Raw genomic sequence first — 16,922 nt, 5'->3', positions numbered from 1 at the left:
GCTCACACCTTGAAATGCTTGGAAAGCTTCAGGCCCTGCGCTTGATAGTTCGAGCCGATCTTCTGGCCGTACATCGCGTCGGGCCGCGCCAGCATTTTCTCGTAGACGAGGCGCCCGACGATCTGGCCGTGTTCGAGGATGAACGGCACTTCGCGCGAGCGCACCTCTAGCACCGCGCGCGAGCCCTGCCCGCCGGCGCCGGCATAGCCGAAACCGGGATCGAAGAATCCGGCATAGTGGACGCGGAATTCGCCGACCAGGGGATCGAACGGCACCATCTCCGCGGCGTAGTCCGGTGGCACCTGCACGGCTTCCTTGGAGGCCAGAATGTAGAACTCGCCGGGGTCGAGGATCAGGCTGCCGTCGGGCCGCGCCTCGATCGGCTCCCAGAATTCGCCGACCGCATAGCCGCCGCGGCGATCGATATCGACCACGCCGGTGTGGCGCTTGGCGCGGTAACCGACGAAGCCGCTGGTATTTTCGCCGGACAGGTCGACGCTGAGCGCGACGCCATTGGCGAGGTCGGCGTCGTCGATATCGACCAGTCGTTCGGCCGCGTGCAGCGCGTCGAGCTCGTCGGCATTGAGGATGGCGTCGCCGGTACGGAAGCGCACCTGCGAGAGCCGCGAACCCTCACGCAGCAGCACCGGAAACGTCTTCGGGCTGATCTCGGCATAGAGCGGGCCGTGATAGCCGGCGCCTATCATGTCGAAGCGGCGCGTGCCGTCGGCGATCACGCGGGTGAACACATCGAGCCGACCGGTCGAACTCTTGGGGTTGGCGGCGGCGACGATCTCGGGCGGCAGCGCCAGGCTTTCCAGCAGCGGGACGATGTAGACGCAATTCGTCTCCAGCACCGCGCCGTCGCTTAGATCTATTTCATGCAGCTTCAATTCGTCGATGCGCTCGGCGACGGTGGCGCCCGGACCGGGCAAGAAGCTCGCGCGCACCCGGTAGGCGATATCGCCGAGGCGCAGGTCGAGGCTTGCCGGCTGGATCTGGCTTTCGACAAAGGGGTATTCGGGCAAAATGAGGCCCGCATCGGCCATCGCCGCGATCATGCGGTCGGGCAGAATTCCGTTGGCGTCGGGGGGCAGCGAAAACGACACGGCATGGTCCTCTGAGGCGGCCCATCGGGATGGTCCGAATGCCATCCAGACCTCATAAATAAGGGCTTTTACGGGTTATCCGATGGCCGCCTTGACGAAAAGGGCGCGAGGGAATATCAGCATGACTTATCCCGTGGTGATTTGAGCCGGCCGGCTTGCAGCCACGTTAAATAAGTAGCTAAACAGGCCGGGGACACGTGTGATCCCGGCCTGTGGAAATTTTTCCAGGCCGGTTTTTTTGTGACCATTTCTAGGGATGGTCACGACGGAGGTCACATGTCTGACGCTAATTCTGCTGCCCGCTATCGTCCCGAAACCCGGCTGGTCCATTCCGGCACCCTGCGCTCGCAATACGGAGAAACCTCCGAGGCGCTGTTCCTGACCCAAGGCTTCGTCTACGACACTGCCGAGCAATGCGAGGCACGGTTCAAGGGCGAGGATCCCGGCTTCCTCTATTCGCGGTTTTCCAATCCCAACATCTCGATGTTCGAGCGCCGCATGATCGAGCTCGAAGGCGCAGAGGCCGCGCGCGCGACCGCGACCGGCATGGCCGCGGTGACCACCGCGATCCTGGCGCCGCTGAAGGCCGGCGACCACGTGGTGGCGGCGAAGGCGATGTTCGGCTCCTGCCGCTACGTGGTGGAAGACCTGCTGCCGCGCTACGGCATCCAGTCGACGCTGGTCGACGGCCTCGACCTCGACCAGTGGAAGAAGGCGATGCGGCCGAACACCAGGACCTGCTTCCTGGAGAGCCCGACCAACCCGACGCTCGACGTGATGGACATTTCGGCGATCGCCGAAATCGCGCATCAGGGCGGCGCGCGGCTGATCGTCGACAACGTGTTCGCGACGCCGATCTGGCAGAGCCCGCTGTCGCTCGGCGCCGACGTCGTGGTCTATTCCGCCACCAAGCACATCGACGGCCAGGGCCGCTGCCTCGGCGGCATCATCCTGTCCTCGGAAGCGTTCATCGCCGAGCACATTCACAACTTCATGCGCCAGACCGGCCCGTCGATGTCGCCGTTCAATGCCTGGGTGCTGCTGAAGGGGCTGGAGACATTGGCCGTGCGCGTACGCGCGCAGACCGAGACCGCGGCGAAGATTGCCGACGCGCTCGCCAGCCATCCGAAGATCTCGCGGCTGATCTATCCCGGCCGCGCCGATCATCCGCAGGCAGCGCTGGTGAAGAAGCAGATGCGCGCCGGTTCGACCCTGATCGGCTTCGAGGTCAAGGGCGGCAAGGCCGGCGCGTTCCGCTGCCTCAACGGGCTGAAGATCTCGCGGATCTCGAACAATCTCGGCGACGCCAAAAGCCTCGTCACCCATCCCGCCACCACGACGCACCAGCGGCTGGCGCCGGAAGCACGCGCCGAACTCGGCATCAGCGAAGGTTTTATTCGCTTTTCCGCCGGGCTCGAGCATGCCGACGATCTGATCGAGGATTTCGCGGCGGCGCTGGAGAAGGCGTGAGCGCATCCTCGTCATTGCGAGCAGCGAAGCAATCCAGCTCTCATCCGTGGCGGGCATGGATTGCTTCGTCGCTAACGCTCCTCGCAATAACGGCGGAGAGTAGCGACTTCGCTGCTCTACTCACATCGGCCGATACGTGCGCACGTTGGCCGGCACGTTGACGCCGAGCTTGATCTGACCGACCGACTTGATGATGTCGTCGCCGAGCAGTTGGGCGAAGCAGGCGTAGCCCCAGTCGTTCATGTGCAGGCCGTCGGAGATGACGAAGCTGTCGATCGGGATCGACTGCTTCTCGTGCCAGTCGCGCATCACCTCGAAGCGCGGAAACACGCCGACGTGACGGAGTTCGGCGACCCTGCCGAGCAGCTTGACGATCTTGCCGGCGCTTTCCGGATGTTCGTTGACGCGCGGCGAATATTGCGGATCGACCAGCACGAGGTCGGCGCCGGCCGCCTGAATGCGCGCGACGCCCTCCTCGACCATGTTGGCGGTCTCGGTCGGATCGAGGTTGCGCAGCACCGCGTTGGTGCCGACCTGCCAGATCACCATGTCCGGATGCATGTCGATCACTTCGGCCTGCAACCGCTTCATCATTTCGGGCGCGTCCTCGCCACCCTTGCCGCGGTTAACGACGGTGATGTCGGCGGTCGGATATTGCCGGCGCAGCTGCGCGGCGAGCCGGTTGGGATATTTGAATTCGGGCGACGACGCGCCGTAACCGTCGGTCGAGGATGACCCGAACGCGATGATCACGACCGGCTGGCCCGCGATCAACTTGTTCGCGACATGCGGCAGCGAGCCCATCGACACGGCGAGGCCCTTCGGCGACAGACACGGCACGCGGCTGAAGACATCGCTCGCCGATTTCGCGACCTCCTTCACCTTGTCGAGCGCCCGGCCGGTGAGGCCCTTTTGCTGTGCCGGAGCGGCCTGATCGACGGCCGCGGCATTGCCGGCGCCGGTGGTCGGTGAACCGACTGAGGTCGGCGAGCCGCCCGTCGTCGGCGCGGCCGGCGGCTTGGCGGCTTCAGCCTTGGCATTGTCGCCGAGCGCGGCCTGCTGCGCGGCCTGCGGCTGGGCAACTTGCGCGTGCAGCGGCAAAACGCAGGCAGGCGTCAACAGCGCAAAAGCGGCGGCGGCGAATGTGGTCAAACGAAAAGGGTAGTGACAACTCATTAACGCTAGTTCCCTTAATTCTGCTGCGCCGCATCAAGGTGGGCGGTATCGATCACGAATTTCGACAGCGCGCGGCCGAGGCAGGCGTGGACGCGCTTGGCCAGATCGATGCCGTGCGCGGTACTGAACAGGTCGAAATCTCCGGCGTCGTTCCAGTGACGCATGATCGCAAACCGGTCGAACAGCGGAACCTCGTGCTGCTGCGCCACCACCCGCATATTGTCGAGATAGGGCGGCGCAGAAATCATCGTTTCCGTGCGCGGACTGTATTGCAGGTTGACCAAGACCACATCGGTTCCAGCTTTTTGCAGCGCAACAACACCTTCGTCCAACGCGCTGCGAAAATCGTCGGGATCGCCGGATCGCATAGCATCGACGGTGCCGGTCTGCCAGATAACCAAAGTAGGCCTTTTTGCTTCCACCAGCTTAACGAGCGTGCCGGCCGTTTCCTCGGCGGATTTCGCGGACTGTAGTTCTACGGATAGGTTGATCGCGAGCTGCGGCAGCCGCTCTTTCAGCGCCTCCTGCAACCTGGCGGGGTAGGCGCTGGCTTCCGCGGAGGGGATGGAGGAGGAACGGCTGCCGACCACCAGGATGGTCAGCGGCTGGCCGTTTTTCACGGCCTCCGCCACTCTCGGCAGCGAGTTTTCGCTGGTCAAAAGATAGGCCGGCACATCGCAGGTCTGGGGGGCATCCTCGGCGCGCGCAAAACCGGTAGCCGCCAAGCCGGCGAGCAGCGTCATGCCCAGCAGAGTCCTGACAGCGGACCTCATGCGCCTCCTCCCGCCATGTCGGCGTTGCCGGCGGCGCTTTTTGTTTTCGACGCACCCTTGTCGGCAGAGTGCTTGTACCACGAAATCACCCACGCCATTCCCCACATGATGAGGATCCCGGAGATGCTGACCAGCAAGTGCATTGCAGCACCGCCGGAGACTTCGGCCAGCACGAAATGCCCTGCGAAAGCCAGGAAGACACCGAGGCAGAATATCTCAAGCGAATGCTGACCGCACAGGATCAATGGTCGCAGCCAGGGCGATTTCAGCCCCGGCCAATCCCTGGGCAGGAAGCGCACCGTGATCGCCGCCAGCGCCAGGAAATGAGCGAAGCGCAATACGTCGAGATCGGTCTTGTCGATCGGATACATCCACTGTTCGACGACGCGCGGCATCAAGTGGCTGAGCTGGGGCACGTACCAGGTCAGGGTGACGCAGAAAGAGGCAAACAGGTAGACGAACGAAATCCACATCGTCACCGGCGACACCAGGATCCGCGACATCCGCTGAGCCCCGCCCATCGCGCACCAGGCCCCGAACACGAACAGCAACTGCCAGGCCAGCGGGTTGAAGAACCAGACGCCATTCGGATACGCCGACAGGTACCAGTCGAAATGCCAGGTCAGCGCATAGATCAGCGCCGACAGCGCCAGCGTGACGTCGGGCTTCCACTTCATCAGCCACAGGATCAGCGGCAGGAACAGCATCAGCACGATATAGAGCGGCAGCACGTCCATGTTGACGGGGCGGAATCTCAGCAGCAGCGCCTGGACGATGGTCACGTCAGGCTGCTTGAGAAAATCCATGATGCCCATCTCTTCGCTGTAGAGCGGGTTCTCGAAACTGGTGGCGACGTAGGAAATCTCGGCCAGGAAGATCGTGAACAGGAACACATGCGCGACATAGATCTGCCAGACCCGCCGCAGGATCCGCGCGGTCGCCACCACGACGCCCGCCTCCAGCATCGCGCGGCCATAGACAAAGGCCGCGGTATAGCCGGAGATGAAGATGAAGATCTCGGTGGCGTCGGAAAATCCGTAATTGCGGATCGTGAACCAGGTCAGGATGTTCGGCGGCAGATGATCGATGAAGATCAGCCACAGCGCGAGCCCGCGAAACAGGTCGAGCCGCAATTCGCGCTCGCCGGCGGCCGGAAACGCAATCGCCGGTGCGGACGCAGCCGCCGCGGCGTCGCTCGCCGCCGGCGTGGCCTTGATATCGGGCTTGATATCGGGCTTGGCACCGCCAAGCGGCGTACCGGCGATGGGATCGGCAATGGACGTCATCTGGCACCGTCTCGGCAGGTGGTAATTCCGCGCTTGCACTGTCCGAAATCGATCATATCGGCCCGTAGGTTGCAGACAAGATACGCAAGGAGATACATGGCCAGCCGCACGCGGGTGCGCTTTAGAAGGGAACTATGTTGAAACCGCGATGAAAGGCGCCGCAACCGGCCCCGCCGGCCCTTCCTGCGATTGGTTCCCGGCCATTTCTTGGGTATCACTGTTTTCTTGGCTATGATGCGCGCCAGGATTTTCGAAAGCTTTTTCGCATGTACCGTGCCGTCACCCGTCAGATCGAAGTTACCGTCGAGCCGAACTTCATGCCGGAACGCTCGGCGACCGACCGGGGCCAGTATTTCTGGTCCTACACGATTGTGATCACCAATACCGGCGCCGAGACCGTGCAGCTCCGCACCCGGCATTGGGTCATCACCGACGCCACCGGGCGCAAGCAGGAAGTCCGCGGCGAAGGCGTGGTCGGCGAACAGCCCGTGCTCGCGCCCGGCGAACGCTTCGAATACACCTCCGGCGTGCCGCTGCCCACCGCCTCGGGTTTCATGACCGGCCGCTACCAGATGGTCAACGAGAGCGGCGAACGCTTTGAAATCGACGTGCCGACGTTCTCGCTGGACAGTCCGGACAGCAAGCGGGTGCTGAATTAGGATTGGGAGCTCGCCCGCCGTTCCACCCACCGTCGTCATACTCCGCGAAGGCGGCAAGCCGGACGATGACAAGTGTGGCTGGACCGCTCGACTCCTCACCGTCATTGCGAGCGAAGCGAAGCAATCCATTCTTTCTTTATGTGGTGAGATGGATTGCTTCGCTTCGCTCGCAATGACGCGGAAGCACCGGTCTCTATCGATGTCATTCCGGGGCGATGCGACAGCATCGAACCCGGAAGCTCGAGATTCCCCGGGGTGCAATTGCACCCCTGAGGTTCACGCTTCGCGCGCCCCGGAATGACGGCGGATAGATACGACTTCTCATTCTCGCAGCATGATTTGCCCGAAGTTTTGCTGGAAACCTTGCCCTCAAAATCGTCGTGCCAATTTGTCGCTAGCTGACGTGATTTACCCGTCGGGCAAAATCGTTGCGCCGCTACTCCTCCACGCCCGCTTCCTGCGGCGTGAATTCGTAGACCGACGAGCAGAACTCGCAGGTCACGATCACCTTGTTGTCCTTGACCATCTCGGCGCGGTCCTTCGCGGCAAAACTTTTCAGCATCGCCGAGACCGCATCGCGCGAGCAGGAGCATTGCGCGCGCAGCGGCAACGGCGGAAACACCCGCACGCCGCGTTCGTGGAACAGCCGATACAGCAGCCGCTCGCCGGACAGATCGGGATCGATCAGCTCGACGTCCTCGACGGTTGCGATCAGCGACTGGCCTTCGACCCAGGCGTCGTCCTCCTCGATCTCGTGCTTCGCCACGCCGTCCGGGACGTCGCCGGGATCGAGATCCGCCGGCCGCGCCCGCTCCGGCGCCTTCGGCAGAAACTGCAGCAGCATGCCGCCGGCGCGCCAGCGATGCTTCGGGCCTTCGCCGCCGCCACGCCATTCTTCGCCGACAGCGAGCCGCACGCGGGTCGGGATCTGCTCGGAGCGCAGAAAATATTCGTGGGCGGCGTCTTCGAGATTGCCGCCGTCAAGCGCCACCATGCCCTGATAGCGGCTCATGTCCGGGCCCTGGTCGACGGTCATCGCCAGATGGCCCTTGCCGAGCAAGGCGCCTGAATCCTGGCCGTCCTTCAGCCGCGTCGCGTCGTAGCGCGCATAGGCGCGCAGGCGATCGGGGGCCTGGAAATCCACGATCAGGAACGACACCGGACCGTCGGTCTGGGTCTGCAGGATGAAGCGGCCTTCGAACTTCAGGGAGGAGCCCAAGAGCGTCGCCAGCACGATCGCCTCGCCCAGCAGCTTGCCGACCGGGGCGGGATAATCGTGCTTGGTCAGGATGTCGTCGAGCGCGGGGCCCATTCGGGTGAGCCGGCCACGCAGGTCGAGCGCACTGACCTCGAACGGCAGCACCGCATCGTCAACGGGAACCGAGGACGGCGCGCGGATAGGGGCCTCGGCCGTGATTTTCGTATCGGGGGATTGTGACATGGCGCTCTATCTGGGGTCGGCGGGGGCGGAAAGAAAGGTCTCTCGGCGTCATGGCCGGACTTGTTCCGGCCATCCACGCCTTGCTTGCCGATAGTTTTGAAGACGTGGATGCCCGGGACACCTAGCGCGAAGACGCGCTTCGCGCTACTGCCCGGGCATGACGAAATTTTGGCTTCCCGGAGCTCTTTACGCCACGGCGCCGAAGCACCAGGCCAGAATGCCTTTTTGCGCATGCAGGCGGTTTTCGGCTTCGTCGAACACCACCGATTGCGGGCCGTCGATCACCTCGTCGGTAACTTCCTCGCCGCGATGGGCCGGCAGGCAGTGCATGAAAATCGCGTCCTTCTTCGCCAGCGACATCAGCTTGGCATTGACCTGATAGGGCTTCAGCACGTTGTGACGATGTTCGCCTTCCTTGTCGCCCATCGACACCCAGGTATCGGTGACGACGCAATCGGCGCCGCGCACGGCTTCTTCCGGATCGGCGCCGAGCACGATCGGGGCTTGGGTGGCCTTGATCCAGTCCTTCATCGCCTTGTTCGGCGCGAACTGCGGCGGGGTGGCGACATTGAGCTGGAACTTGAAACGCTCGGCCGCATGCGCCCAGGAAGCCAGCACGTTGTTGTCGTCGCCGGTCCAGGCCACGGTGCGGCCCTCGATCGGCCCGCGATGCTCCTCGAACGTCATCAGATCGGCCATCACCTGGCAGGGATGCGAACGCCGCGTCAGCCCATTGATGACGGGCACGGTGGCGTAGGCGGCCAGTTCCAGCAGCGCCTCGTGATTGAGGATGCGGATCATGATCGCATCGACATAGCGCGACAGCACGCGCGCGGTGTCGGCGATGGTCTCGCCGCGGCCGAGCTGCATCTCCGCGCCGGTCAGCATGATGGACTCGCCGCCGAGCTGGCGCATGCCGACGTCGAACGACACCCGCGTCCGGGTCGACGGCCGTTCGAAGATCATCGCCAGCGTCTTGCCTTCGAGCGGCTTGTTGACCTTTTCATGCGCCTTCAGCTTCGCCTTCATGGCGGCGCCGGCGTCGAGTATGTTGCGCAGCTCTTGAAGCGGCAGTTCGCTGATGTCGAGAAAGTGACGGACGGGCTTGCTCATTACCCCGCCGCCTTCTTCAACGGTGCCCCTGACAGCGCGATGCAGGCGCGCTCGAGCATTTGCACGGACTGCTCGATCTCGGCCTCGTTCACGATCAGGGGCGCGAGGAAGCGCACCACATTGTCGCCGGCGCCGACGGTGAGCAGCTTTTGATCACGCAACGCATTGACGAGATCGCCCGAGGGCACCACGGCCTTGACGCCGACCAGGAGCCCCTCGCCGCGCACTTCCGACAGCACGTTCGGATAGCGATCGACCACCGAGGCCAGTTTCTGTTTCAACAGCAGCGACATCTTCCGCACGTGGTCGAAGAAGCCGGGCTTCAGCATCACGTCGAGCACGGCGTTGGCGGCCGCGATCGCCAGCGGGTTGCCGCCGAAGGTCGAGCCATGCGAGCCCGGCGTCATGCCGGACGCGGCTTCCGCGGTCGCCAGGCACGCCCCGATCGGGAAACCGCCGCCGAGCGCTTTCGCCAGCGACATCACGTCGGGGGTGACGCCGAGGCGCTTGTAGGCGAACAGATCGCCGGTGCGGCCCATGCCGGTCTGCACCTCGTCGAACGCCAGCAGCAGGCCGTGCTTGTCGCACAATTCGCGCAAGCCCTTGAAGAACGCGTTCGGCGCCGAGCGCACGCCGCCCTCGCCCTGCACCGGCTCGATCAGGATGCCGGCGGTGTGCGGGCCGATCGCCTTCTTCACCGCTTCGAGATCGCCATGCGGCACCTGGTCGAAGCCGTCCATCGGCGGCCCAAAACCCTCGAGATATTTGGCGGAGCCGGTCGCGGCCAAGGTCGCCAGCGTGCGGCCATGGAACGCGCCTTCGAAAGTGATGATGCGATAGCGCTCGGGATGACCCTTGGCGGCCTGATACTTGCGCGTCACCTTGATCACGCATTCCATCGCCTCGGCGCCGGAATTGCAGAAGAACACATAGTCGGCAAAGCTCTGCTCGCACAGCCGCGCGGCGAGCTTGTCGCCGTCGGGCGACTTGAACAGGTTCGACATGTGCCACAGTTTCGTGGCCTGTTCCTGCAGCGCTGCGACCAGTTGCGGATGGGCGTGGCCCAGCGCATTGACCGCGACGCCCGAGGTGAAGTCGAGATAGCGATCGCCGTTGGTGGCGACCAGCCAGGCGCCCTCGCCGCGTTCGAAGCCAAGGTCGACCCTGGCGAATACGGGGAGCAGATGCGACGCGGCGCTATGGGTCATGGCGATCACTTGAGGTTTGAGAGCAGTCCGTTTGCGAGCTGCCAGGGTGCGCGAGCCTTCGCGCACGCAACCACCGGCCACCCGAAAACAAAACGTGCCGCCTTTTGGGGCGGCACGTCAGGGCATTCTATGCTGGCGACGGAACGTGTCAACACGCCGTAGAGCCTGCTTCGCAGGCTCGTTCACCTTCTTGTTTGAGCATGATCTTCTCGGAAAACCGGTGTCCACTTTTCCGGATCATGCTCCAGCCGCCTTCCTGCACTGCGATAAAAGGCAATCCGTACATTTCCGGTGTGGTGGAAAACACGCATTGCAATGCCTAGATGTCGGAACATGTGGACGCTTAGCTGCGGACTCTTGCGCCAGAGTCACGCCATATTGTAGCGTCTGGGCTGTCGGGTACGACATCTCGTGCGGCAGTTCTGATCCTCTTGAGTCCATGTGTTCAGCGTACACGTTCGGGCGCGACTTTCGCGCCCGGCGAGGGCTAAGGGATTCTGACCGCAGGGATTTTGGAGATTTGGCATCGCCAGCGCTGCCCCCGGTTGGCCCGCGCGAAGCGAAGGGAAGAATTCGATGACCGTATTGACCTGGTCCGACGATCGCGTCGAGCAGCTTAAGAAGCTCTGGGAAGGCGGCCTGTCCGCCAGCCAGATCGCCGCGGAACTTGGGAATGTGACGCGAAATGCCGTGATCGGCAAGGTGCACCGGCTCGGTCTGTCCGGCCGCGCCAAGAGCCCCTCCTCGGCCGCCCCGCGCCAGCGCAAGGCCCGGCCCGCCCAGCACATGATGCGGGTGGCGCGTCCGGTCTCGCGCGGCAACACTGCGCTCGCCCATGCCTTCGAAGTCGAGATGGAGCCGGATCCGATCTCCTACGACAACGTCGTGCCGATGAGCCAGCGGCTGTCGCTGCTGGAATTGAACGAGGCCACCTGCCACTGGCCGGTCGGCGATCCCTCGAGTTCGGACTTCTTCTTCTGCGGCGGCAAGGCGCTCTCCGGCCTGCCCTACTGCGCGCATCACTCGCGCGTCGCCTATCAGCCGGCCTCCGATCGCCGCCGCCCGGCGCCGAAGCCGACCAGGTAAACTTACGCGATGCTATCTGTGTCGTGAATTGAGCGGACTATATCCGCCGTCGTCCCGGCCTATTGCGCACAGGCGCCGGGACCCATAACCACAGACGTGCGTGGTTATGCCGAGCTGAAGCTCCAGCTCTGTTAGACAATCAACATCGGCGGGTATCGGTCCCAGCTCAAGGCCGGGACGACAGTAGTTACGACTCCGCCTTCGCAAAGCGATCGTCCAGCGCGTAGCCGGCGCCGCGCACGGTGCGGATCGGATCCTGCTCGCGGCCGGGATTGAGCAGCTTGCGCAGGCGGCCGATGTGCACGTCGACGGTGCGTTCGTCGATATAGATGTCGCGGCCCCAGACGCTGTCGAGCAACTGCTCGCGCGAGAACACACGGCCGGGATGCTCCAGGAAGAATTCCAGCAGGCGATACTCGGTCGGGCCGAGATCGATCTGGCGGCCGGAGCGGGCGACGCGGCGTTTCTCGCGGTCGAGTTCGATATCGCCGTACGTCAGCACGGTGGCGAGCCGCTCCGGGCTGGCGCGCCGCAACAGACCCTTCACCCGTGCCAGCAATTCCGGCACCGAAAAGGGCTTTACGATGTAGTCGTCGGCGCCGGTGGCAAGGCCACGGACGCGCTCGCTTTCCTCGCCGCGCGCGGTCAGCATGATGATCGGCAGCTGCTTGGTCTCCGGCCGCGCCCGCAAGCGCCGGCACAGTTCGATGCCGGACAGGCCCGGCAGCATCCAGTCGAGCACGATCAGGTCGGGCACCCGCTCCTTCAGCCTTGTATCGGCGTCATCGCCGCGGCCGACGGTTTCGACGTCGTAGCCTTCGGCATCGAGATTGTAGCGCAGCAGCGTGGTCAGCGCTTCCTCGTCTTCAACTACCAGAATGCGTGCGTTCATCGATTCTGCTTCCCTTGGTTTCGACGCGTCAGTTACCGGGTACTGTCGTGGCGAACGTCGTCATGTCGCCCTTCGGGCGCTTGTCGAGAATCTGCTGACCCTCGATCATGTAGAATACGGTTTCGGCAATGTTAGTGGCGTGGTCGCCGATCCGCTCGATATTCTTGGCGCAGAACATCAGGTGAATGCAGAACGAGATGTTGCGCGGATCTTCCATCATATAGGTCAAGAGTTCGCGGAACAGCGAGGTGCAGATGGCGTCGACTTCCTCGTCGCCCTTCCAGACCGCCATCGCCGCCGGCAGGTCGTGCGCGGCATAGGCGTCCAGCACCGACTTGACCTGCGACTGCACCAGGTCGGTCATGTGCTCGAGGCCGCGGATCAGCTTCAGCGGCTGGAAATCGTTCTCCAGCGCCGCGACCCGCTTGCCCATGTTCTTGGCGAGGTCGCCGATCCGTTCGAGATCGGTGGCAACGCGCATGGCGCCGACGATCTCGCGCAGGTCGATCGCCATCGGCTGGCGCCGCGCGATGGTCAGCACCGCGCGTTCCTCGATGATGTGCTGCAGGCGGTCGATCTCGGCGTCGGAGGCGACGACGCGGTTGCCGAGCGCGATGTCGCGGCGAACCAGCGCATCGACGGATTCGGTGATCATGCGTTCGGCGAGGCCGCCCATTTCCGCGACCAGGCGGGTCAGTTCCTGCAGATCGCTGTCGAACGCCTTGGCGGTGTGTTCAGAAGCCATGTGTTATCTCCTCCGGATCAAGCTAGCCGAACCGGCCGGTGATGTAGTCCTGGGTTCGTCGATCGCTCGGCGAGGTGAATATCTTGTTGGTGTCATCGAACTCGACCAGCTCGCCGAGGTACATGAAGGCGGTCTTGTCGGAGACGCGCGCCGCCTGCTGCATGTTATGGGTAACGATGGCGATGGTGTAGTCCTCCGCCAGTTCCTGGATCAGTTCCTCGACCTTGGCGGTCGAGATCGGATCGAGCGCCGAACAGGGCTCGTCGAACAGGATCACCTCGGGCCGCACCGCGACCGTGCGGGCGATGCAGAGCCGCTGCTGCTGGCCGCCGGACAGGCTGAGGCCACTGGCGTTGAGCTTGTCCTTGACCTCGTTCCACAGCGCGCCGCCGCGCAGCGCCTTCTCGACCCGGCCGTCCATCTCGGACTTGGAGATCTTCTCGTAGAGGCGAATGCCGAAGGCAATGTTCTCGTAGATCGTCATCGGGAACGGCGTCGGCTTCTGGAACACCATGCCGACGCGGGCGCGCAGCAGGTTGAGATCGAGCTTGGGGTCGAGGATGTTGGTCTGGTCGAGCATCAGCTGCCCGGTGGCCCTCTGGCCCGGATAGAGGTCGTACATCCGGTTGAAGATCCGCAGCAGGGTCGACTTGCCACAGCCGGACGGGCCGATGAAGGCGGTGACGCGGTTGGTGCCGAGCGCGAGGTTGATGTTCTTCAGCGCGTGGTGCTCGCCGTAGTAAAAGTTCAGGCCGCGCGCCGTCACCTTGGCCGAAGCTTCCGGCTGATGCGGCATCGACGGCACGCCGGCGCCGGGAACGCTGACGGATACGGAAAGATCGTTCATTTCGTTGTCCTCTCGGCGCCGAGAATTCGCGCGCCAATATTCAGGGCGAGCACGGTGAGCGTGATGATCAGGGCGCCGCTCCAGGCGAGCTGCTTCCAGTAGACATAGGGGCTCTGCACGAAATTGTTGATGGTGACCGGAAGATTCGCCATCGTCTTAGTCAGGTTGAGGCTGAAGAACTGGTTCGACAGGGCGGTGAACAGCAGCGGCGCGGTTTCGCCGGCGACGCGGGCGGTGGCGAGCAGCACGCCGGTGATCAGGCCGGAGCGCGCGGCGCGGTAGGCTATGCGGCGGATCACCAGCGAACGCGGCAGGCCGAGCGCCGAGGCCGCTTCACGCAGGGGATTGGGCACCAGCCCCAGCATGTCCTCGGTGGTGCGCACCACCACGGGGATGACGATCACCGCGAGCGCCAGACAGCCGGCAAAGGCCGAGAAGCCGCCCATCGGGACTACGATGGCGCCATAGACGAACAGGCCGATGATGATCGATGGCGCGCTCAACAGGATGTCGTTGATGAAGCGGATCACCGAGGTAAGTTTGTCGTGCTTGCCGTATTCGGCCAGATAGGTGCCGGCGAACAGGCCGAGCGGCGCGCCGATGCCGACCCCGATCACGGTCATGATGATCGAGCCGACGATGGCGTTGCGCAGGCCGCCCTCGGTCGATCCGGGCGGCGGCGTGTCCTGGTAGAACACCGCGAAATTGATGCCGGCGAGGCCGTTGTAGAACAGCGTGAACAGGATCAGCGCGAGCCAGGTGACGCCGAACAGAGCGGCGCCGACGCACAGCGCCCGGACCACGATGTCGAAGCGGCGGCGGGAGGCGTAAATCGGGTTCATCTCAGTTCCCCGCCTTCTTTTCCAGCCGCATCAGCATCAGCCGCGCGGCCGAGAGCACGAAGAAGGTCAGCACAAACAGCAGCAGGCCGAGCAGGATCAGCCCGGACTGGTGCAGCCCGTCGCTCTCGGCGAATTCGGAGGCGATCGCCGCCGAGATCGTGGTGCCCGGCGCGAAGATCGAGGACGAGATCTTGAACGAATTGCCGATGATGAAGGTGACCGCCATGGTCTCGCCGAGCGCGCGGCCGAGCGCCAGCATGATGCCGCCGATGACGCCGACCCTGGTGTAGGGGATGACGACGTTGCGGACGACTTCCCAGGTGGTGCAGCCGACGCCATAGGCGGCTTCCTTCAAGACCGGCGGCACCGTCTTGAAGACGTCGACCGAGATCGAGGTGATGAACGGCAGCACCATGATCGCGAGAATCAGCGCGGCGTTGAATAGCGAGAGATAGGACGGCGGACCGGCGAAGATCGATCCCAGCACGGGGACGCCGTCGAAGATCTTGATCATGAACGGCTGGAACGTGTTGGCCAGGAACGGGCCGAGCACGAAGAAGCCCCACATGCCGTAGATGATGGAGGGAATGCCGGCGAGCAGTTCGATGGCGAGCCCGATCGGGCGGCGCATCCAGAGCGGGCAGATCTCGGTCAGGAACACCGCGATGCCGAGACCGACGGGGATCGCGATCATCATCGCGATCACGGAGGTGACCAGCGTGCCGTAGATCGGGCCGAGCGCGCCGAGCACCGGCGGATCGGCGGACGGCGCCCAACGCGAGGTGTACAGGAAGGCGAAACCGTATTCCTTCATCGCGGGCCAGGCGCCCACGATCAGGGAGAGGATGATGCCGCCGAGAATGAGGAGCACCGAAATCGCGCAGGCGCGGGTGATCCAGTAGAAGGTGATATCGCCGAACTTGAAGGCGCTGAGGGCCCGGGCACGATCGTAAGGTCCAGCAGCCGCTTCCATTACGTCGCCTTGAACCGCCATGTCTGCCACGCCAATCCCCTGTACTTATAACCCAACAATCCGAAATCCGGTCCATGGGTTTCGCAGCCGGTTCGGCAGCAAATTGTTCTTGGTTTTGGTTCTCGCCCCGCCCGCCAGGAGGGGATGTCCAACCCGGACGGCGCCGGGTTGGACGAAGGGAGCAAGCTCCCGTTGTCGTGTGAGCGAACTTTAGCTCTTGATGTCAGCCGACCAGGTCTTTTCGATCAGCTTGACGACCGAGTCCGGCATCGGGATGTAGTCGAGCTCTTCAGCCATCTTGCCGCCCTTCTCGAACGACCACTTGAAGAACTTGATGGCTTCCTGGGACGCTGCCTTGTCGGTCGCATCCTTGTGCATCAGGATGAAGGTCGCGGCCGTGATCGGCCAGGAGGTATCGCCGGGCTGGTCGGTCAGGATCACGTAGTAGCCGGGCGCCTTGGCCCAGTCGGCGTTGGAAGCGGCCGCCTGGAACGCTGCGATGGTCGGCTGCACGGTCTTGCCGCCCTTGTTGATCAGCGCGGTGTAGGTCAGCTTGTTCTGCTTGGCGTAGGCATATTCGACGTAACCGATCGCGTTCTTGGTCTGGCCGATATTGCCGGCAACGCCTTCATTGCCCTTGGCGCCGACGCCCGCCGGCCATTCGACCGCGGTGCCGGAGCCGACCTTGGTCTTCCACTCGGCGTTCGACTTCGACAGATAGTCGGTGAAGTTGAAGGTGGTGCCCGAACCGTCGGAGCGGCGCACCACGGTGATGGCGTCGGCGGGCAGCTTCAGGCTCGGATTGAGCTTGGCAATCGCGACGTCGTTCCACTTGGTGATCTTGCCGAGATAGATGTCGCCGAGCACTTCGCCTGACAGCACCAGCTCGCCCGGCTTGATGCCTTCGAGGTTCACGACGGGGACGATCGCGCCCATCACCATCGGCCACTGCACCAGGCCGTCCTTTTCGAGCACTTCGGCCTTGAGCGGCGCGTCGGTGGCGCCGAAGGTGACGGTCTTGGCCTGGATCTGCTTGATGCCGGCGCCGGACCCGATCGACTGGTAGTTCAGACCGTTGCCGGTCTCCTTTTTGTAGGCGTCAGCCCACTTCGAATAGATCGGAAACGGGAAGGTGGCGCCCGCGCCGGTGATATCGGCCGCGAAGGCCGACGTCGAAGCGGCGACCAGGCCGGCAGCGACGATTGTCTTGATGAAATTCATGGTTGGTCTCCATCTGGTGAGCGAAGCGTCTGATACGCCCGATCGCGCTCACGCCGCCCGTGTAGGTGCGGTCGATAGAGC

The 16,922-nt window shown here is 63.7% G+C and carries 16 protein-coding genes and 1 riboswitch; of the genes, 3 read left to right on the top strand and 13 right to left on the bottom strand.

All coding sequences use genetic code 11. From position 1 onward, the window contains the following. Positions 1-2: 2 nt before the first annotated feature. Positions 3-1,154, bottom strand: a complete 1,152-nt coding sequence (locus tag FFI89_RS03775) for a 2'-deoxycytidine 5'-triphosphate deaminase (protein ID WP_138833038.1) — start codon at positions 1,152-1,154, stop codon at positions 3-5. 78 nt (positions 1,155-1,232) lie between these two features. Continuing rightward, positions 1,233-1,312: riboswitch (SAM riboswitch) on the top strand. A gap of 73 nt (positions 1,313-1,385) precedes the next feature. Here FFI89_RS03775 and FFI89_RS03770 point away from each other — a divergent pair. Next, a complete protein-coding gene (locus tag FFI89_RS03770) occupies positions 1,386-2,579 on the top strand; it encodes an O-succinylhomoserine sulfhydrylase (protein ID WP_138833036.1) in 1,194 nt (397 codons plus the stop codon). A 120-nt stretch (positions 2,580-2,699) separates the two neighbouring features. Here FFI89_RS03770 and FFI89_RS03765 read toward each other — a convergent pair whose 3' ends face one another. Genes FFI89_RS03765 through FFI89_RS03755 form a run of 3 tightly spaced genes read right to left on the bottom strand, consistent with a single transcriptional unit; the run spans position 2,700 to position 5,814 of the window. Further along, complete coding sequence (locus tag FFI89_RS03765; protein ID WP_138833034.1) at positions 2,700-3,755, bottom strand: SGNH/GDSL hydrolase family protein; 1,056 nt, start codon at positions 3,753-3,755, stop codon at positions 2,700-2,702. Between the two features lie 14 nt (positions 3,756-3,769). Further along, positions 3,770-4,528 (bottom strand): SGNH/GDSL hydrolase family protein, encoded by a 759-nt coding sequence (locus FFI89_RS03760; RefSeq protein ID WP_138836071.1) that lies wholly within the window; start codon positions 4,526-4,528, stop codon positions 3,770-3,772. After that, a complete protein-coding gene (locus FFI89_RS03755) occupies positions 4,525-5,814 on the bottom strand; it encodes an OpgC domain-containing protein (protein WP_138833032.1) in 1,290 nt (429 codons plus the stop codon). The genes FFI89_RS03760 and FFI89_RS03755 overlap by 4 nt, the downstream gene beginning before the upstream one ends. A gap of 266 nt (positions 5,815-6,080) precedes the next feature. Here FFI89_RS03755 and apaG point away from each other — a divergent pair, with 266 nt between their 5' ends. Further along, entirely contained in the window at positions 6,081-6,473 is a 393-nt protein-coding gene (gene apaG, locus FFI89_RS03750; protein ID WP_138833030.1) for a Co2+/Mg2+ efflux protein ApaG, read from the top strand. A 436-nt stretch (positions 6,474-6,909) separates the two neighbouring features. On the opposite strand, the gene FFI89_RS03745 is transcribed toward apaG, so the two are convergent. The 3 genes from FFI89_RS03745 to FFI89_RS03735 all read right to left on the bottom strand — a co-directional run bounded on the left by FFI89_RS03745 (position 6,910) and on the right by FFI89_RS03735 (position 10,235). Next, entirely contained in the window at positions 6,910-7,914 is a 1,005-nt protein-coding gene (locus FFI89_RS03745) for an Hsp33 family molecular chaperone (protein WP_138833028.1), read from the bottom strand. A gap of 186 nt (positions 7,915-8,100) precedes the next feature. Then, the gene (argF, locus tag FFI89_RS03740; RefSeq protein ID WP_138833026.1) at positions 8,101-9,027 is read right to left on the bottom strand and encodes an ornithine carbamoyltransferase; all 927 of its coding nucleotides are present in this window, start codon (positions 9,025-9,027) and stop codon (positions 8,101-8,103) included. Next, complete coding sequence (locus FFI89_RS03735) at positions 9,027-10,235, bottom strand: aspartate aminotransferase family protein (RefSeq protein WP_168212770.1); 1,209 nt, start codon at positions 10,233-10,235, stop codon at positions 9,027-9,029. The genes argF and FFI89_RS03735 overlap by 1 nt, the downstream gene beginning before the upstream one ends. Positions 10,236-10,811: 576 nt before the next feature. On the opposite strand from FFI89_RS03735, the gene FFI89_RS03730 reads away from it, so the two are divergent. Then, entirely contained in the window at positions 10,812-11,321 is a 510-nt protein-coding gene (locus FFI89_RS03730; RefSeq protein WP_138833022.1) for a GcrA family cell cycle regulator, read from the top strand. A 187-nt stretch (positions 11,322-11,508) separates the two neighbouring features. Here the strand turns inward: FFI89_RS03730 and phoB are convergent, their stop codons facing one another. The 6 genes from phoB to pstS all read right to left on the bottom strand — a co-directional run bounded on the left by phoB (position 11,509) and on the right by pstS (position 16,841). Then, positions 11,509-12,213 carry a phosphate regulon transcriptional regulator PhoB gene (gene phoB, locus FFI89_RS03725; RefSeq protein WP_138833020.1) on the bottom strand — a complete coding sequence of 235 codons (705 nt, stop codon included), beginning with the start codon at positions 12,211-12,213 and terminating at the stop codon, positions 11,509-11,511. 28 nt (positions 12,214-12,241) lie between these two features. Beyond that, positions 12,242-12,958, bottom strand: coding sequence for a phosphate signaling complex protein PhoU (gene phoU / locus FFI89_RS03720; protein WP_138833018.1), 717 nt, complete (start codon positions 12,956-12,958; stop codon positions 12,242-12,244). A gap of 22 nt (positions 12,959-12,980) precedes the next feature. Further along, the gene (pstB, locus tag FFI89_RS03715; protein ID WP_138833016.1) at positions 12,981-13,805 is read right to left on the bottom strand and encodes a phosphate ABC transporter ATP-binding protein PstB; all 825 of its coding nucleotides are present in this window, start codon (positions 13,803-13,805) and stop codon (positions 12,981-12,983) included. Continuing rightward, positions 13,802-14,647, bottom strand: a complete 846-nt coding sequence (gene pstA / locus FFI89_RS03710) for a phosphate ABC transporter permease PstA (protein ID WP_138833015.1) — start codon at positions 14,645-14,647, stop codon at positions 13,802-13,804. Before pstA ends, pstB begins: the two co-directional genes overlap by 4 nt. A 1-nt stretch (position 14,648) precedes the next feature. Continuing rightward, entirely contained in the window at positions 14,649-15,641 is a 993-nt protein-coding gene (gene pstC, locus FFI89_RS03705; protein WP_168213141.1) for a phosphate ABC transporter permease subunit PstC, read from the bottom strand. Positions 15,642-15,830: 189 nt separating this feature from the next. After that, a complete protein-coding gene (pstS, locus tag FFI89_RS03700) occupies positions 15,831-16,841 on the bottom strand; it encodes a phosphate ABC transporter substrate-binding protein PstS (protein WP_138833011.1) in 1,011 nt (336 codons plus the stop codon). Positions 16,842-16,922 lie beyond the last annotated feature (81 nt).

Origin of the sequence: Bradyrhizobium sp. KBS0727 (genome assembly GCF_005937885.2) — a bacterium.
GTDB lineage: Bacteria > Pseudomonadota > Alphaproteobacteria > Rhizobiales > Xanthobacteraceae > Bradyrhizobium.
The sequence above is the reverse complement of the archived record's forward strand: the minus strand, read 5'-3'. Positions and strand labels throughout refer to the sequence as shown.

What these genes read in the sequence shown, in the direction of transcription:
- argF (WP_138833026.1), bottom strand. Translation starts at nt 9,027, where the DNA reads ATGAGCAAGCCCGTCCGTCACTTTCTCGACATCAGCGAACTGCCGCTT.
- FFI89_RS03765 (WP_138833034.1), bottom strand. Translation starts at nt 3,755, where the DNA reads ATGAGTTGTCACTACCCTTTTCGTTTGACCACATTCGCCGCCGCCGCT.
- apaG (WP_138833030.1), top strand. Translation starts at nt 6,081, where the DNA reads ATGTACCGTGCCGTCACCCGTCAGATCGAAGTTACCGTCGAGCCGAAC.
- pstA (WP_138833015.1), bottom strand. Translation starts at nt 14,647, where the DNA reads ATGAACCCGATTTACGCCTCCCGCCGCCGCTTCGACATCGTGGTCCGG.
- FFI89_RS03730 (WP_138833022.1), top strand. Translation starts at nt 10,812, where the DNA reads ATGACCGTATTGACCTGGTCCGACGATCGCGTCGAGCAGCTTAAGAAG.
- phoU (WP_138833018.1), bottom strand. Translation starts at nt 12,958, where the DNA reads ATGGCTTCTGAACACACCGCCAAGGCGTTCGACAGCGATCTGCAGGAA.
- FFI89_RS03760 (WP_138836071.1), bottom strand. Translation starts at nt 4,528, where the DNA reads ATGAGGTCCGCTGTCAGGACTCTGCTGGGCATGACGCTGCTCGCCGGC.
- pstS (WP_138833011.1), bottom strand. Translation starts at nt 16,841, where the DNA reads ATGAATTTCATCAAGACAATCGTCGCTGCCGGCCTGGTCGCCGCTTCG.
- pstB (WP_138833016.1), bottom strand. Translation starts at nt 13,805, where the DNA reads ATGAACGATCTTTCCGTATCCGTCAGCGTTCCCGGCGCCGGCGTGCCG.
- pstC (WP_168213141.1), bottom strand. Translation starts at nt 15,641, where the DNA reads ATGGCGGTTCAAGGCGACGTAATGGAAGCGGCTGCTGGACCTTACGAT.
- FFI89_RS03770 (WP_138833036.1), top strand. Translation starts at nt 1,386, where the DNA reads ATGTCTGACGCTAATTCTGCTGCCCGCTATCGTCCCGAAACCCGGCTG.
- FFI89_RS03755 (WP_138833032.1), bottom strand. Translation starts at nt 5,814, where the DNA reads ATGACGTCCATTGCCGATCCCATCGCCGGTACGCCGCTTGGCGGTGCC.
- FFI89_RS03745 (WP_138833028.1), bottom strand. Translation starts at nt 7,914, where the DNA reads ATGTCACAATCCCCCGATACGAAAATCACGGCCGAGGCCCCTATCCGC.
- FFI89_RS03775 (WP_138833038.1), bottom strand. Translation starts at nt 1,154, where the DNA reads ATGGCATTCGGACCATCCCGATGGGCCGCCTCAGAGGACCATGCCGTG.
- phoB (WP_138833020.1), bottom strand. Translation starts at nt 12,213, where the DNA reads ATGAACGCACGCATTCTGGTAGTTGAAGACGAGGAAGCGCTGACCACG.
- FFI89_RS03735 (WP_168212770.1), bottom strand. Translation starts at nt 10,235, where the DNA reads ATGACCCATAGCGCCGCGTCGCATCTGCTCCCCGTATTCGCCAGGGTC.